Source organism: Rhodococcoides corynebacterioides NBRC 14404 (assembly GCF_001894765.1).
GTDB classification, from domain to species: Bacteria; Actinomycetota; Actinomycetes; order Mycobacteriales; family Mycobacteriaceae; genus Rhodococcoides; species Rhodococcoides corynebacterioides.
On sequence record NZ_BCWV01000002.1, the window covers coordinates 728849 to 743359 of the forward strand.

Annotated in this window: 16 protein-coding genes; 7 read left to right on the plus strand and 9 right to left on the minus strand. The window is 70.5% G+C overall.

Features of this window, described 5'->3' with window-relative positions; translation table 11 throughout:
* Window positions 1-16 precede the first annotated feature (16 nt).
* Both RC2_RS04860 and RC2_RS04865 read right to left on the minus strand, forming a co-directional pair.
* Entirely contained in the window at window positions 17-865 is an 849-nt protein-coding gene (locus RC2_RS04860; RefSeq protein WP_068152236.1) for a chromosome partitioning protein ParB, read from the minus strand.
* Window positions 855-1577, minus strand: coding sequence for a metallophosphoesterase family protein (locus RC2_RS04865; protein ID WP_068152238.1), 723 nt, complete (start codon window positions 1575-1577; stop codon window positions 855-857). Before RC2_RS04865 ends, RC2_RS04860 begins: the two co-directional genes overlap by 11 nt.
* Before the next feature lie 76 nt (window positions 1578-1653).
* Here RC2_RS04865 and RC2_RS04870 point away from each other — a divergent pair, with 76 nt between their 5' ends.
* The 4 genes from RC2_RS04870 to RC2_RS04885 all read left to right on the plus strand — a co-directional run bounded on the left by RC2_RS04870 (window position 1654) and on the right by RC2_RS04885 (window position 4829).
* Window positions 1654-2244 (plus strand): suppressor of fused domain protein, encoded by a 591-nt coding sequence (locus tag RC2_RS04870; protein WP_068152250.1) that lies wholly within the window; start codon window positions 1654-1656, stop codon window positions 2242-2244.
* Window positions 2245-2257: 13 nt separating this feature from the next.
* On the plus strand, window positions 2258-3142 hold the full coding sequence (locus tag RC2_RS04875; protein ID WP_245810961.1) for a PHP domain-containing protein: 885 nt from the start codon (window positions 2258-2260) through the stop codon (window positions 3140-3142).
* Window positions 3139-3396: a hypothetical protein gene (locus tag RC2_RS04880; RefSeq protein ID WP_068152241.1), complete on the plus strand. Its 258-nt coding sequence runs from the start codon at window positions 3139-3141 to the stop codon at window positions 3394-3396. Before RC2_RS04875 ends, RC2_RS04880 begins: the two co-directional genes overlap by 4 nt.
* Window positions 3397-3638: 242 nt before the next feature.
* Complete coding sequence (locus RC2_RS04885) at window positions 3639-4829, plus strand: NAD(P)-dependent malic enzyme (protein ID WP_072681163.1); 1191 nt, start codon at window positions 3639-3641, stop codon at window positions 4827-4829.
* Between the two features lie 19 nt (window positions 4830-4848).
* Here RC2_RS04885 and RC2_RS04890 read toward each other — a convergent pair whose 3' ends face one another.
* Genes RC2_RS04890 through RC2_RS04905 form a run of 4 tightly spaced genes read right to left on the minus strand, consistent with a single transcriptional unit; the run spans window position 4849 to window position 8295 of the window.
* A complete protein-coding gene (locus RC2_RS04890; RefSeq protein WP_072681104.1) occupies window positions 4849-5529 on the minus strand; it encodes an ABC transporter permease in 681 nt (226 codons plus the stop codon).
* Window positions 5526-6215: an ABC transporter permease gene (locus tag RC2_RS04895; RefSeq protein ID WP_068149139.1), complete on the minus strand. Its 690-nt coding sequence runs from the start codon at window positions 6213-6215 to the stop codon at window positions 5526-5528. The genes RC2_RS04890 and RC2_RS04895 overlap by 4 nt, the downstream gene beginning before the upstream one ends.
* The gene (locus tag RC2_RS04900; RefSeq protein ID WP_068149141.1) at window positions 6215-7363 is read right to left on the minus strand and encodes an ABC transporter ATP-binding protein; all 1149 of its coding nucleotides are present in this window, start codon (window positions 7361-7363) and stop codon (window positions 6215-6217) included. Before RC2_RS04900 ends, RC2_RS04895 begins: the two co-directional genes overlap by 1 nt.
* Entirely contained in the window at window positions 7360-8295 is a 936-nt protein-coding gene (locus RC2_RS04905) for an ABC transporter substrate-binding protein (protein WP_068149144.1), read from the minus strand. The genes RC2_RS04900 and RC2_RS04905 overlap by 4 nt, the downstream gene beginning before the upstream one ends.
* A 124-nt stretch (window positions 8296-8419) precedes the next feature.
* On the opposite strand from RC2_RS04905, the gene RC2_RS04910 reads away from it, so the two are divergent.
* Window positions 8420-9283 carry a glycine betaine ABC transporter substrate-binding protein gene (locus RC2_RS04910; RefSeq protein WP_068149147.1) on the plus strand — a complete coding sequence of 288 codons (864 nt, stop codon included), beginning with the start codon at window positions 8420-8422 and terminating at the stop codon, window positions 9281-9283.
* 10 nt (window positions 9284-9293) lie between these two features.
* Here the strand turns inward: RC2_RS04910 and RC2_RS04915 are convergent, their stop codons facing one another.
* From RC2_RS04915 to RC2_RS04925, 3 genes are read right to left on the minus strand one after another with little or no spacing between them, the layout of a single operon-like run.
* The gene (locus RC2_RS04915; RefSeq protein ID WP_245810962.1) at window positions 9294-10181 is read right to left on the minus strand and encodes an alpha/beta hydrolase; all 888 of its coding nucleotides are present in this window, start codon (window positions 10179-10181) and stop codon (window positions 9294-9296) included.
* Between the two features lie 18 nt (window positions 10182-10199).
* Window positions 10200-11033, minus strand: coding sequence for an SDR family NAD(P)-dependent oxidoreductase (locus tag RC2_RS04920; protein WP_068149152.1), 834 nt, complete (start codon window positions 11031-11033; stop codon window positions 10200-10202).
* A complete protein-coding gene (locus tag RC2_RS04925) occupies window positions 11030-12643 on the minus strand; it encodes a flavin-containing monooxygenase (RefSeq protein WP_068149153.1) in 1614 nt (537 codons plus the stop codon). The genes RC2_RS04920 and RC2_RS04925 overlap by 4 nt, the downstream gene beginning before the upstream one ends.
* 61 nt (window positions 12644-12704) lie before the next feature.
* Between RC2_RS04925 and RC2_RS04930 the strand changes: the two genes are divergently transcribed.
* Window positions 12705-13331: a TetR/AcrR family transcriptional regulator gene (locus tag RC2_RS04930; protein WP_068149154.1), complete on the plus strand. Its 627-nt coding sequence runs from the start codon at window positions 12705-12707 to the stop codon at window positions 13329-13331.
* Between the two features lie 135 nt (window positions 13332-13466).
* Complete coding sequence (locus RC2_RS04935; RefSeq protein WP_068149155.1) at window positions 13467-14498, plus strand: beta-ketoacyl-ACP synthase III; 1032 nt, start codon at window positions 13467-13469, stop codon at window positions 14496-14498.
* Window positions 14499-14511 lie beyond the last annotated feature (13 nt).

Consider the following 14511-nt stretch of genomic DNA (forward strand, 5'->3'; position numbering starts at 1 on the left):
GACGCGCCCCGCTCGATCAGCGGGGCGCGTTGTCCTTCAACTGGGCCAGGATCTCGTCGTTCCAGATGTGGCTGCGCACCAGGCGATACCGCTCACGTGCCACCCACATGTACGCCTCGGCGTCGGTGTGCCGGGTCAGCATCCCGCCCACCGAACGCACCATGCGGACCACCGGCAGGAACTCCTCGCCGAACCATCGGCGTGCCACCGTGCGCCGGTCGACGAACTCGCCGAGTTCCTGCATCAGGCGAAAACCCCACGCCTCCACCGCATCACTGAGCTCCGCGTACTGCCACGGGTCGGTGAACTCGATCGCGTCGCGGGACTTGCCCGTCAACGGCACCCGGCTGAAGAAGATGCGGCGGTGGTCCTTGACCAGCAGATCGCCACGGCTCGAGATGCCGTCGGGGGAGATGCGGGTGACGATCTCCGTCACGTACGCCTCGATGGTGCTGTGGTGCATGGCGCACGCGATCGACACGCGGTGGTGACCGTCGATGACGAAGTGCATCGGGCCCACCCGGTAGACCTGGATCGGGGGCATCGACTCACCGCGACGCCACGCCGTCGCCAAGCGTTGCCATCGTTCCCGTGTCCGTGCCGACGTCGGGCGGAAGTAGCGGTCGAAGTCGCGGGTGCGATCGACGCTGCCGACGATCGAATCGACCCGAATCACCTCCAGTCCGAGACGTCGTTCGCCCATCCGGCCGAGTGCGGCGACCACTTCGTCGAACGGCAGGATCGTGTTGACGTCGTCGGGCTGCCGACGGAGCCACCCGACCAGGCGCGCCACGTCGGCGCGGCGACGCTGACGCGAGAAGTCGTTCTGCGCATCGGCGGCGGGGAATCCGGTGTCACGAACCATGGCGGCGTCTTTCGATCACGGGCGGCTCCGCGCCGCCGGGGGTGAGGGTGAACAGGGCGTAGCCCACGGTGTTGAGCACCAGCGCGCCGTGCAGTTCGTGGTCGACGGGCCGGGTTCCGTGCGGGTGGACGTGACCGTGGACCAGCAGCTGCGGCCGCAACTTCTCGGTCAGCGTGTGCAGGCAGCGGAAACCGCGATGCGGCGCGTCGTCGCCGTCGCCGACGTCCGCCGGCGGGCTGTGGGTGAGCAGGATGTCCACTCCGCGGGAGGACCCGTCGGCGTCGGTGGTCCGGCGTAGTCGCGGATGCCAGGCGTCGGTGCGCAGCAGCGTGCCCGACCGCCGCCGCTGTTGCTTCTCGGTCCACTGGTTCGGCCCGTTGCGGTAGCGAATCGACCCGCCCAGGCCGGCGATGCGCAGGCCGGCGGCGGCGACGATGCGCCGATCGGCGTTGATCGCCCCGCTCGGGCCCGGCCACGACGTGGGCAGTCCGGCCCGCATCCAGCCGACCCGGCCCGCCGAGTAGCCGGTGAGATCGGCGTCGTGGTTCCCCGGAACGAACACGCAGGGCGCGTTCGACACGTTGGTCAGGTGCTCGAGGTACGCGAACGGCAGATCGCCGGCGCCCAGCACCAGGTCGACCTCGAAGGGCAGCCGGCGGGCGTTCCACAGTCCCTCGACGACCTCGTCGGACACAGTCAGGACTCGCACCACGCAGACGACCGTACCGGGCGCGTCCCCGACCGGGTGGTTGTATGGAGCGGTGGTGGACGACGCGAGACGCAACCCGATCGAGGCAGTACGAGCACACGTCTCACCCCGGTGGGGCGGCGCACCGGTGACGGCGTCGCGGACCTTCCTCGGTCTCGAACCCGTCGACGTCCTGCTCTTCGGTCACGCATCCGACGGGCTGCTGCGCCTGGTCAGCGTCGGCTGTTCCCGACACCCGATGACCGACCCGACGGCGGCGTTGGCCGACCCGGTCCGCGGACCGCGGGCGGAATTGGTGCTGACGCTGCGCATGGCTCATCCGTCCGTCACCGAGGTCTGGAAGACCCTCGCCGTGTTCGCCGCCGCTCCCGCGGTGGAGGGGGTCGTCCTCACTGCCGACGCGCTTCTCGATGCCGGGGAACCGCTGTGGCCGGGCGCCCCGTTCACCGCCGTGTTGTTGGGAGCGTCGGACCCCGACGACCTCGACGACCTTCCGCTGCCCGATCCGATGGACCCCGTGCAGTTCCTCGCCGCCGTGCCGGTCACCGCCACCGAGGCCGCCTGGGTCCGACTGCGAGGAGCCGATGCGTTGCGCGACGCGTGGGCGGAGGCCGATATCGACGTGCGCGACCCCACTCGGACCGCGGCCAGCCTCGGTCCGGCGGGCTGACAGACTGGTCTCCGTGTCCGACTGCATCGACCTGCACACCCACAGCACCGAGTCCGACGGCACCGACAGTCCGACCGGTGTGGTCGAGGCCGCGATCGACGCCGGGGTCACGGTGCTCGCGCTGACCGACCACGACACCACCACGGGGTGGGCCGAGGCCGAGCGAGTCGTGCGCAGCAGACCGGACGCGCCGACGTTGGTGCGGGGCATGGAGATGTCCTGCACCGGCCGTGGCGAGGACGGTGACCCCGTCACGGTGCATCTGCTCGCGTACTTGTTCGACGCCGACGATCGGGCGCTGAAGGAGGAACGGCGACGTCTGCGTGCGGAGCGAGACACGCGGCTGCGCAGCATGATCGGGAAGATGGCGGCCGCCGGGTACGCCGTCGACGCGGACGAGATCCTCGCCGAGGCGGGAGGCAGCGCCGGGCGCCCCCACCTCGCCCGAGCCCTCGTGAAGCTCGGCGTGGTGTCGACGGTCGGCGACGCGTTCGAGGACCTGCTGAAGACCGGCGGACGCTTCTACGTCGAGAAGGCCGACACCCCACTCGACGACGCCGTCGCCATGATCGCCGCCGCCGGCGGCGTCTCCGTGATCGCGCACGCCCGGGCGCGTCGCCGCGGGCGACTGCTGCACCTCGACCACATCCTCGACCTCGCGCGGGGCGGTCTGCTCGGCGGACTCGAGGTCGACCACCCCGACCACGACCCGGCCGACGCCGAGCTGTTGCGCGGCATCGCCCGCGAGCACGGGCTGATCGTCACCGGATCCAGCGACTACCACGGCACCAACAAGACCACCCCCATCGCCGCGCGCACCACCGACCCCGACCAGTACGCCGCCCTCGTGGACCGGGCGACGGGCATCGACGTGGTGCTCCCGGGGAGCAGCCGATGAGGGCGCTCAGCGGATCCGTCACCGCCGGACTGGTGATCCTTGCCGCCGTCGTGGTCGCCGCCGCCGTCATCGGCGGTGACCGGGGATTCCCGGGCCCCGGCACCGCGACGGTCGCCTGGCACGTGGTCGCCGTCGTCGCCGCCCTCGTCCTCCAGCACCTCGCCGACCACCGGACCCGCGTTCTGTCCGTCCTCGGTTCCCTCGGCGTCCTCGCCGTCGCCGGGGCCCTGCTGTGGACGCAGTGGTGGAACTGACGCGCAGCGTCGCGGTGGAACTGACGCGCAGCGTCGCGGCGGAACTGACTCTCGAGTAACCACGCCGTCGGGAATCTGGCACACTGGACCCACTCGTAGCGCCGCCACCCGCGGCGTGACAGCGCGCGGCCACCGCCGCGCCGCCCCGCTCGACACCCGCCGCCAGGGTTACCGATCACCGGTGTGCGCCTCGATGCCGATCACGTTCCGTGTTCCGAACACGCTTCCGCGAGGAGTTCGCCATGACCGCTGCGCCCGAATCCGCCGGTACCTCCACCGCCGACATCACCGACGAGGAGATCTTCCTCGGCCATGTCGGCGGCAAGCTCGAGGTGGGGCTCACCGCACCCCTCGAGACGGTCCGCGACCTGTCCATCGCGTACACCCCCGGTGTCGCGAAGGTCAGCCGCGCCATCGCCGCCGACCGCGACCTGGTGAATCGATACACCTGGACCGAGCGGCTCGTGGTGGTCGTCAGCGACGGCTCCGCCGTCCTCGGACTCGGCGACATCGGGCCGCGGGCCTCGCTTCCGGTCATGGAGGGCAAGGCCGCCCTGTTCAAGAAGTTCGGCGGGCTCAACTCCATCCCGCTGGTGCTCGACACCGGCGACGTCGACGAGATCGTCGAGACCCTCGTGCGGTTGCGCCCGAGCTTCGGCGCGGTGAACCTCGAGGACGTCTCCGCGCCCCGCTGCTTCGACCTCGAGCGCAAGCTCGTCGAGGCCCTCGACTGCCCCGTGATGCACGACGATCAGCACGGCACGGCCATCGTGGTGCTCGCGGCTCTGCAGGGGGCGGCGCGTGTGCAGGGCCGCGGCCTCGCTCCGCTGCGGGTGGTCATCTCGGGTGCGGGCGCCGCCGGCGTCGCCTGCGCGAACATCCTGCTGGCCGCGGGTGTCTTCGACATCGTGGTCCTCGACTCGCGCGGCATCGTCGAGTCCGGCCGGGACGATCTGACGCCCGTCAAGACCGACCTCGCCGCCCGCACCAACCCGCGCGGCCTGCGCGGTGGGACCGCGGATGCCCTCGCCGATGCCGACGTGTTCATCGGCGTCTCCGCCGGCACCGTCGCCCACGAGGCGATCGCCTCGATGGCCCCCGACTCCATCGTCTTCGCCCTCTCCAACCCGGACCCCGAGATCCATCCGGAGGACGCGCGTCGCCACGCGGCGATCGTCGCCACCGGACGGAGCGACTTCGCGAACCAGATCAACAACGTGCTCGCATTCCCGGGGGTGTTCCGCGGTGCGCTGGACGCCGGTGCGCGACGCATCACCGAGAACATGAAGCTCGCTGCGGCCGGCGCGATCCTGTCGGTGGTGGGCGACGACCTCGCGGCGGATCGCATCGTGCCCAGCCCCCTCGACCCCCGGGTGGCCCCGGCCGTGGCCGCCGCCGTCGCCGAGGCGGCTCGACGGGACGGCGTGGTCTGACCCGCGCCGACCCCGCGCGTCAGACGCGCGGGGTGCGGCGCAGGCGTCCCGTTCCGGGCTGCGACGCCCACACGGCGAGCGCCCACAGGCCGTCCGCCACGAGCGCCAGCACGGCCACGAGGATGGCGCCGACGACGACCCGGTCGTAGCTGTAGAGCGCCAGTCCGTCGAAGATGTAGCGGCCGAGGCCGCCCAGGTTGACGAAGGCCGCGACCGTCGCCGTCGCGATGACCTGCAGGGTGGCATTGCGGAGGCCGCCGAGGATCAGGGGCAGCGCCACCGGCACCTCCACCCGGAAGAGCACCTGACGCTCGCGCATCCCCATCGCGCGGGCGGCGTCGACGACGGTGGCCGGTGCGTTGGCGACCCCGGCGTAGGTGCCGGCGAGGATGGGCGGAATACCCAGCAGGACGAGGGCGAGAATCGGGGGGACCAGGCCGAGCCCGAGTGCGAGGACCGCGAAGGTCAGCACGCCCAGCGTGGGCAGGGACCGCAGGCTGTTGACCAGGCCCACGACGACGACCTCGCCGCGGCGTCGGTGGCCGATGGCGAGACCGAGCGGCACTGCGACGGCCGCCGAGATCACGACGGCGAGCAGGCTGTACCAGGCGTGCTCGAGCAGGCGGGTGCCGATGCCGACACCACCCGACCAGTTGGCGCCGTCGAGGATGTACGCGACGGCGTCGGACACGATGCTCATGTGGGCTCTCCCGCGGCGGACCGTTCGGTGACCACTCGGCTGCCACCGCTGCGCCGGGTCCGAGTCCACGGTGTCAGCAGCCGCCCCACGAGGTAGAGCGCCGCATCGAAGAACAAAGCCAGGACCACGATCGCGATGATGCCCGCGAGGATCTGGTCCGGGAAGTTGCGCTGATATCCCTGGGTGAACAGCTGGCCGAGTCCACCGATGCCGATCACCGATCCGACCGAGACGAGCGAGATGTTGGTGACGGCGACGACGCGTACACCCGCCGTGAGAACCGGCAGCGCCAGAGGAAGTTCGACGGTCACGGTGCGCCGAAACCGGCCGAATCCCATGGCCGTCGCAGCGTCCACGACGTCCGGCGGTACGGAATCGAGTGCTTCGGGCACGGCGCGGATCAACAGCGCGGTGGAGTACACGGTGAGGGCGATGACGACGTTGAGCGGATCGAGGATGCGCAGGCCGGCGATCAGCGGCACCGTCACGAACAGGGCGAGCGACGGAATGGTGAATGCGATGCTGGCGACCACGAGCGTCAGCCGTCGCGCCCACCGCGACGCCCTGATGATCGAGCCGACCGGGACCGCGATGACCAACCCGATCAGCAGCGGCAGCAGTGACAGGTAGAGATGCGTCCCGGTCAGGTCCAGGACGGTGTCGAAGTTGTCGACCAGCCAGCGCATCAGCCGGCGGCCGGCCCGGACTCGGTGAACGCCCGGCTGCGCTCGCTCGCTTCGGTGCCGCGCTGCGCAGCGAGCACAGCGAGAACCTCGGTGGCGTCGATGCCGCCGAGCACCGACCCGTCGCGGCGGACCGCGACCCCGATGCCGGACGGCGACGAGATGGCCGCGTCCAGGGCCTGACGCAGATCACCGCCCTCCGGGAACAGTGAACCGCCCGCCGCCGTGGACTCGTCGATCGAGTGGCCGGCACGCACGCCCTCGAGGCCGGTGACGTCCATCCACCCGCGGGGCCGATCGGCCTCGTCGACCACGAGCACCCACTCACTCGGCTCGAGCCGGACCTCGGTGGCCGACTCGGCGCGGGTGGTGGAGAGCGGATGCAGGGGCACCGAGGATCCGTCCCGGAAGGACAGGCCGCGATACCCGCGATCCCGGCCGACGAACGACGCCACGAAATCGGTGGCGGGGGAGGACAGGACTCGATCGGGGGTGTCGTACTGCTGCAGGACACCACCCGTGCCGAACACCGCGATGCGGTCGCCGAGACGCACGGCCTCGTCGATGTCGTGCGTGACGAAGACGATGGTCTTCTCGAGGTCGGCCTGCAGACGGAGCATCTCCTTCTGCAGGTCCTCCCGCACCACGGGGTCGACCGCACTGAAGGGCTCGTCCATCAACAGGATCGGCGGATCGGCGGCCAGCGCGCGAGCGACCCCGACACGCTGCTGCTGTCCGCCCGACAGCTGCGCCGGATAGCGCGTGGCGAGCGACGCGTCCAGGCCGACGCGCTCCAGTACGGCCATCGCCTCACGGCGTGCCTGGCGACGGGACGTGCCCGTCAGCACCGGCACCGTGGCGACGTTGTCCACGACCGTGCGATGCGGCAGCAGACCGGCGCTCTGGATGACGTAGCCGATCCCGCGGCGCAGAGCCACCGGGTCGACGGACGCGACGTCACGGCCGTCGACCTCGATCCGGCCCGACGACGGGGCGATCATCCGATTGATCATGCGCATCGAAGTGGTCTTGCCGCACCCGGACGGGCCGACGAACACCGTGAACGCACCCTCGACGATCTCGAGATCGAGACGATCGACCGCCGTCGTGCCGTCCGGGAACTGTTTGGTGACCCCGTCGAAGCGGATCACTGGACGGGCTTGTCCAATCCCTGCTCGGCGACCCACGCGCTGGCGGCGGCAGCGGGCTCGGTCTTGTTCTCGCCCGAAACCTCCTGGTTCAGGGCGAGCAGCTCGACGGTGGTGAGCTTCTCCGACACCGCGTTCAGCACCGCGGTCAACTTGTCCGAGGCCTTGGACGAGTTGTAGACCGGGACCACGTTCTGGGCCGGGAAGTTGTTGTCCGGGTCCGCGAGCGCCACGAGGTCGTTCTCCACGATGGCCGGTGTGGTGGTGAAGAGGTTCGCGGCCGTGATCTCACCGGACACCAGCGCCGCCACCGTGGCCGGCCCGCCGCCGTCGGAGATCGGGACGAAGTTGGCCGCGGGGATGTCGACCCCGTACTTGTCGCGCAGGCCGGGCAGGCCGACCGGACGCTCGGCGAACTCCGGCGGACCACCGAACCGAACCTCGCCGGCGTAGGGCGCGAGGTCGCTGATGTTGGTCAGGTTCCACCGCTCGGCGGTCTCGCGCGTGACGACGACCGCGTCCTTGTCCTCGGCCGGAGCCGGGGTCGAGGCGGACAGATTCTCCGGCAGGGCCTCGGTCAGCGCCGCGGCGACCTCGTCCGACGCCGTGGCCGTCGCCTCGGGGTCCAAGTAGAGGAGCAGGTTGCCGGTGTAGTCCGGAATGAGGTCGATCGAGCCGTCCTGCACCGCCGGGATGTACGCCTCGCGGCTGCCGATGGACAGGCGCGTGCTGGCGTCGAAACCGTTGGCGCGCAACGCATCCGCGTAGATGTTGGCGATGATCTCCGACTCGGTGAAGTTTGCCGAACCGACCACGATCGCGTTGGTGTCACCACCACTGCCGCCCTCGCCACCACTGCTCAGCGGATTCGACTCGCCTCCGCCGCAGGCCGACAGCGCGAGCGCGGCGGACGCGACGAGGGCGGTGGTGGCCATGCGCACCGATCCGCGACGAGGGTGACGGGTGCGACGTGTCGTGTTCACCGGGCGAGTGTAACGATAGAGACCGACAAGCACAGGCGTCGGCGCATATTCGCCCGCGACGGCGAAGGAGCCCGAAGTGAAGCGACACGCAGCGGCGGTGGCCGCCGTCCTGGCCGTCGGTCCGGCCGCGGTGGCCGGCTGCGGCACCGGGGAGCCGCAGAGCGGCGCGGCTGTGCTCGCCGCGACGCCGATCACGGTGGCGGACACGGGTTCTCCCGTCGGGACCACCCTTGCCGCCATCTACCGGGCCGCGTTCGCGCGCGCGGGTGTCGACGCGGTCGTGGTGCCCACCCGCGGACTGCCGGACGGTCTCGCCGCGCTCGACGACACGCGGGTGTCGGTGCTGCCCACCTTCTCCGGTGACGCCCTCGCGCTGCTGGACCGCTCCTCGGACGCGCGCTCGTCGGAGGACGTGCACGAGGCGCTGGCGCGGTCGCTGCCGGACTGGCTCACGGTCGCCGACTCCGCCACCGCCGCCGACGACGTCGTCGTACGCACGTCGTCGACGGTGACCGGCGCGGCGACGCTGTCCGCGTTCGCGCCGTCGTGCGCCGACGCGACGGTCCGGGTGATCGGCGAGTCCGACGTCGCGGGCAGTGACGCGACGCTGGCGACGCTGGCCGACGTGTACGGATGTCGGTTCCGTGCGCGGGTGGGCGAGAACGCCGGGGTGCTCGTGGGTCGCGCGCTCACCGCGCCGCTCCCGGAGACGGCGGCCGACGCGACGACCCTCGCCGACGACCGGACGGCGTTCCCCGCGCAGGAGGTCGTCCCGATCGTGCGCAAGGGCGCGCTCGACGAGTCCGCCGGGTCCGCGCTCGAGACCGTCGCGGGAGAACTCACCACCGCCGACCTCGCCGCCTCCGTCGAACGGGTGGCGGCCGGCGAGTCCGCGGACGCCGTCGCCCAGCGGTGGGTGGACGAGGCCGGCGGGCGCTGACGCACCGACGTCAGGTGCGGGAGAGATGCTCCCGGACGAACACTCCGATCTCCCGTACCGCGTCGCGGGCCGGTTCGGTGATCGTCGCCTGCAGATGGGCCACGTGCCACAGATCCGGGTACTCGGTGAGCGTGGTCGGAACGTCCGCCGCACGCAGCGCCTCGACGTAGCGGAGCACCTGCGGGTGGAGGATCTCCGCCGTGCCGACGTGGACCAGCGTGGGCGGGAAGCCCACGGGCGGGCGGTGCGCGGGCGCATAGCCGGGATCGGCGGCGCCACCGTGACCGCGGTAGTCGGCAGCCGACCGTTCGAGCCACCGTCGATCGAGCAGCAGATCACGGTCGGCGGGGAAGTTCCGGTCGGCGGGGTCGGTCCAGGGTGAGATCAGGGCCAGGCACGCCGGGGTCAGATCGCGGTCGACCAGTGCTCCGGTGACGGCCGCGGCCAATCCGCCGCCCGCCGAATCGCCGGCGACGGCGAGCGACGACGGCGCCAGGCCCTCGGCGAGGAGCGCGTCGACGACGGCGAGAGCATCGTCGACCGCGGCGGGATACGGATGTTCCGGCGCGAGGCGGTAGTCGACGGCGACGACCCGTGCCCCGCTGTCCTGCGCGAGCGTCGCGGTGAGCGCCCGATGAGTCCGTGGCGACCCGGCGACGTACGCGCCGCCGTGCAGGTAGAGCACCGTCGTCGGTCGCACGGTGGCACCCACCGTCACGTACTCGACCGGTACTCCGCCGAGCCGACCGCTGCGCGTCACCGTGCCCTCGGGCAGGGGCAGCCCCGCGGCGAGGACCTCGAGGACGCGGCGGTGCACCGCGGTGGGGAAGTGCGGTGACAGGGCGAGACGGAAGATCGCCCCCACTGCCCGCGAGACCACGGGCAGGGGGAGAGACATCGGGCGTGGCGGCATGCGTCAGGCCACGGGCTTGGGCATGACGCGACCGGACAGCTTGGCCACCACGTCCTGGTAGTACGGACCGGCCACCCGAACGAGGACGTCGAGCGCGCGCGCGTCCGCTCCGATGAGCACCCTGGCCTTGTCCTTCTGCACCCCCGTGAGGATGGTGCGCGCCGCGGCTTCCGGCGACGTGCGAGCGAGCTTGCGATCGAAGAACTCGGCGACCGACCTCTGATCGTGGTCCCCGGTGACCGTGGCGTTGCGGGCGATCGCGGTCTTGATGCCGCCCGGGTGCACGCAGGTCACGCGCACCGGGTGGTGGGCGATCAACATCTCCTGGCGCAGGGCCTCGGTGAAGCCGCGGACGGCGAACTTCGCCGCGTTGTACGCGGACTGCGACGGGATCGCGAGGAGACCGAACAGGCTCGAGACGTTGACGACGTGGCCGTCGCCGGACTCGATCAGGTGGGGGAGGAACGCCTTGGTGCCGTTGACCACGCCCCAGAAGTCGACGTCGATGATGCGCTCGAAATCCTTGAATTCGGTGCGCTCGACGTCGCCGTGGTGCGCGATGCCGGCGTTGTTGTAGATCTGGTTGACCACGCCGAAGTGGCCGCGCACCGTCTCCGCGTAGTCGAGGACGCCCCCGCGCTCGCTGACGTCGAGGTGGTCGCTGCGGACCTCCGCACCGCGCGCCGTCACGGCGCTCACGGTCTCGGCCAGGCCGACCGAGTCGACGTCGGACAGTGCGAGACGAGCACCGCGGGACGCGAGGTCGAGGGCCAGGGCGCGGCCGATGCCCGATCCGGCGCCGGTGACGACGGCCACGCGTCCTGAGAATTCGCTCATCGTGCAGTCGCTTTCGAGGTGAGGTCGGCGGGATCGTCGGGGTTCCGGGTGGTGTCCGGGGCCGGCGTGCCGACGGCGGTCGGGATGGGGTCGGCCTTCGTCGAGGTCAGGTCCGCGGCTGCCACCGCATCGTAGGCCTCGAGGTCGAACTGCTTGGTGATGCGGCGGAACTCGAACGTGAAGTCCGGCCAGAGCGTGGTGTTGTTGCCGTGCTTGTCGAGGTACCAGCTGGCGCAGCCACCGGTGAGCCAGACGGACTTGCCGAGCTTCTGCTGCAGGTCGGCGTTGTACCGGTCCTGCACGTCCCGCCGCACCTCGACCACGCCGAGATCGTGACGATTCATGGTGTTCAGCGCGTCGACCACGTAGTTCAACTGCGACTCGATCATGAACACCATCGAGGTGTGGCCGAGGCCGGTGTTCGGGCCGACGAGGAAGAACAGGTTGGGGAACCCGGCCACGGCCGCGCCCTTGTATCCCTGCTGGCCGCGCTCGTCGAAGACCTCGGCGAGCGAGCGCCCGTCCCGACCGAAGATGCCCTGGAAGGTCGGCGAGTCGGTGACGTGGAACCCGGTGGCCACCACCAGGGCGTCGATCTCCCGCTCCGTGCCGTCCTTCGTCACGATGGAGTGCTCGCGCACCTCCGCGATCCCGTCGGTGACGAGGTCCACGTTGGGGCGGCTGAGCGCCGGGTAATAGTTGTTCGAGATGAGCATGCGCTTGCACCCGATGCGGAAGTTCGGCATGACCTTGCGACGCAGCTCCGGATCGCTGATGCCACGGGCGATCTGGCGACGCGCGATGAACTCGAAGACCTTCATCAGGGCGGGCGCCTTGGCCAGACCCACGACCTGCGTCTCGCGCGCGGCGTAAATACCCGTCCGCGAGAGGCGCTGGAAGCCGGGCACGTACTTGAACGCGGCGCGCTCGAGGGCGGTGTACTCGCGGTCGAAACGGGGGAGCACCCACGGGGCGGTGCGCTGGTAGACGTCGAGGTGCGCGACCTCGGGGGCGATGGCCGGCACGATCTGGATGGCCGACGCGCCGGTGCCGATGATCGCGACGCGCTTGCCGCGCAGGCTGGTCTCGTGATCCCACTGGGCGGAGTGGAAGATGTCGCCGCGGAAGTCCCGGATGCCGGGGATGTCCGGCAGGTTCGGCTCGCTCAGCGCGCCGACGGCGGACACCAGCTTGGACGCGGTGAAGCGGCCCTGCGTGGTCTCGAGGTCCCACTGCGCCGTGGACTCGTTCCACCGCGCCGACTCGACGTGGCAGTCGAAGACGTGCCGGTCGTACACGCGGTGCTCGCGGGCGACCTTCTCGATGTAGCGCTGGATCTCCGGCTGACGCGAGAACGACCGCGTCCAGTCGGGATTGAGCGCGAACGAGTAGGAGTAGAGGTGCGACGGCACGTCGCAGGCGGCACCGGGGTAGGTGTTGTCGCGCCACGTACCGCCGACGTCCGAGCCCCGCTCGAGCACCAGATAGTCGGAGTTGCCCTGCTGGCTGAGCTTGATCGCAGCGCCCAAACCGGCGAAGCCGCTGCCGATGATGATGGTGTCGACGTACCGTGCAGCGACCGCGTCGGTATCTGTTACTGGATGACTCATGCACCGAAGATTAGAGCCTTGTTGAGCAATGGTCAACAGTTGTTGACCAACATTCAGTAGTATGGCGATCATGAAGCGGACCAGACTGAGCCCCGACGAGCGTCGGTCGCAGCTCATCGAGCTGGGCGTGTCCATGCTCTCCGGTCGCCCGCTGTCGCAGATCTCCGTCGACGAGATCGCCGGTCAGGCCGGGGTGTCGCGGGGCCTGCTCTTCCACTACTTCTCGTCGAAGGACGAGTACCACCTGGCCATCGTCGAGCACATCAGCCAGGAGATGCTCGAGTCCACCGCGCCCCCGGACGGCCTCGGACCGATCGAGACGCTCATGTCCACCCTCACCGCCTACGTGGACTACGTGTCCGCCAACCGCACCACCTACGTCTCCCTCCTGCGCGGGACCGCCAGCGGCGACCCGGCCACGCGCGCGGTCTTCGAACGCACGCGGGACGCGATGGTCGATCGCACGCTCGCGCAGCTGCCGCTCGTCGGCATCGAGCCGACCCCGCTGATCCATCTCGCCATCCGCGGATGGATCGCTTTCTGCGAGGAAGCGACCGTCCACTGGTTGCGAGACGAGTTGCTCTCCCGCGAGGAACTGATCGCGCTGCTCACCCGAGCGCTGCCGGCGGTGGCGCTCGGGCCAGACGACGCGGCGGCACTGCTGGCGGAACGATCGACCGCGCCGTAGCGATACTCGAACGAGAACTCGCCACGGCTCTTTCGTGGCGTCGGTGCACCGCGCGCCTTACAGCGGAAGTACCGTGAGACCCACTACGAGCTCCGGCGTCCACGCCGAAGACCGATGAGGAGAGGACGGCCGTCGATGGGCGCGCAGATCACAGTTCCGAGCGAGACGCGGCACTCGGGGATTCTCGGGATCGGCGCGTTCCGACCCGAACGTGTGGTGACCAACGAGGAGATCTGTCGCACCATCGACTCCTCCGACGAGTGGATCCGGACGCGTACCGGCATCGAGTCCCGCCGCTTCGCCGCGGAGAACGAGAACGTCGTGTACATGTCCATCGAGGCAGGTCGCCGCGCGTTGGAGAACTCGGGCGTCGATCCCTCCGAGATCGGCTGCATCATCGTCGCGACGTCCACCCACCTGCTGCTGAGCCCGCCGGCCGCCCCGATCGTCGCCGACGCGCTCGGCCTCGACGGTCCCGGCGCGTTCGACCTCGGAGCAGGCTGCGCCGGGTTCTGCTACGGCCTCGCCACGGCGTCCGACATGGTGCGCAGCGGAACCGCGAACAAGGTGCTCGTCATCGGCGTCGAGCAGCTGTCCGTCACCACCCGGCCCGACGACCGCGGCACGCGCATGATCTTCGGTGACGGCGCCGGTGCCATGGTCATCGGCCTGACCGACGAGCCCGCCATCGGCCCGGTCGTCTGGGGCTCCGACGGATCGCAGTGGGAAGCCATCCGCCAGGACAAGGACTGGCTGCAGTACTTCGCCGACCTGAAGGAGGATCCCACCGCGGATCGTCCGTGGATCGCGATGACGGGTATCGCCGTGTTCCGCTGGGCCGCGTTCGAGATGGCCAAGGTGGCACGCGAGGCGCTCGACAAGGCGGGTATCACGGCCGCCGATCTCGACGTGTTCGTTCCCCACCAGGCCAACTCGCGCATCACCGACCTGCTGGCGAAGAGCCTCGAGCTCGCCGAGGACATCCCGGTGGCGAACGACATCGCCGAGGCCGGCAACACGTCCGCTGCGTCCATTCCGCTGGCCGTCGAGGAACTGCTCCGCACCGGCAAGGCGAAGAAGGGCGACACCGCGCTGTTGCTCGGCTTCGGCGCCGGACTCTCGTTCGCCGGACAGGTCGTCACGTTGCCGGACGCGCCCGCGAACTGACGCGTCACCAGCG

What these genes read in the sequence shown, in the direction of transcription:
- RC2_RS04905 (WP_068149144.1), bottom strand. Translation starts at nt 8,295, where the DNA reads ATGGCCACCACCGCCCTCGTCGCGTCCGCCGCGCTCGCGCTGTCGGCC.
- RC2_RS04930 (WP_068149154.1), top strand. Translation starts at nt 12,705, where the DNA reads ATGGCGATCATGAAGCGGACCAGACTGAGCCCCGACGAGCGTCGGTCG.
- RC2_RS04920 (WP_068149152.1), bottom strand. Translation starts at nt 11,033, where the DNA reads ATGAGCGAATTCTCAGGACGCGTGGCCGTCGTCACCGGCGCCGGATCG.
- RC2_RS04890 (WP_072681104.1), bottom strand. Translation starts at nt 5,529, where the DNA reads ATGAGCATCGTGTCCGACGCCGTCGCGTACATCCTCGACGGCGCCAAC.
- RC2_RS04935 (WP_068149155.1), top strand. Translation starts at nt 13,467, where the DNA reads ATGGGCGCGCAGATCACAGTTCCGAGCGAGACGCGGCACTCGGGGATT.
- RC2_RS04885 (WP_072681163.1), top strand. Translation starts at nt 3,639, where the DNA reads ATGACCGCTGCGCCCGAATCCGCCGGTACCTCCACCGCCGACATCACC.
- RC2_RS04860 (WP_068152236.1), bottom strand. Translation starts at nt 865, where the DNA reads ATGGTTCGTGACACCGGATTCCCCGCCGCCGATGCGCAGAACGACTTC.
- RC2_RS04880 (WP_068152241.1), top strand. Translation starts at nt 3,139, where the DNA reads ATGAGGGCGCTCAGCGGATCCGTCACCGCCGGACTGGTGATCCTTGCC.
- RC2_RS04915 (WP_245810962.1), bottom strand. Translation starts at nt 10,181, where the DNA reads ATGTCTCTCCCCCTGCCCGTGGTCTCGCGGGCAGTGGGGGCGATCTTC.
- RC2_RS04925 (WP_068149153.1), bottom strand. Translation starts at nt 12,643, where the DNA reads ATGAGTCATCCAGTAACAGATACCGACGCGGTCGCTGCACGGTACGTC.
- RC2_RS04895 (WP_068149139.1), bottom strand. Translation starts at nt 6,215, where the DNA reads ATGCGCTGGCTGGTCGACAACTTCGACACCGTCCTGGACCTGACCGGG.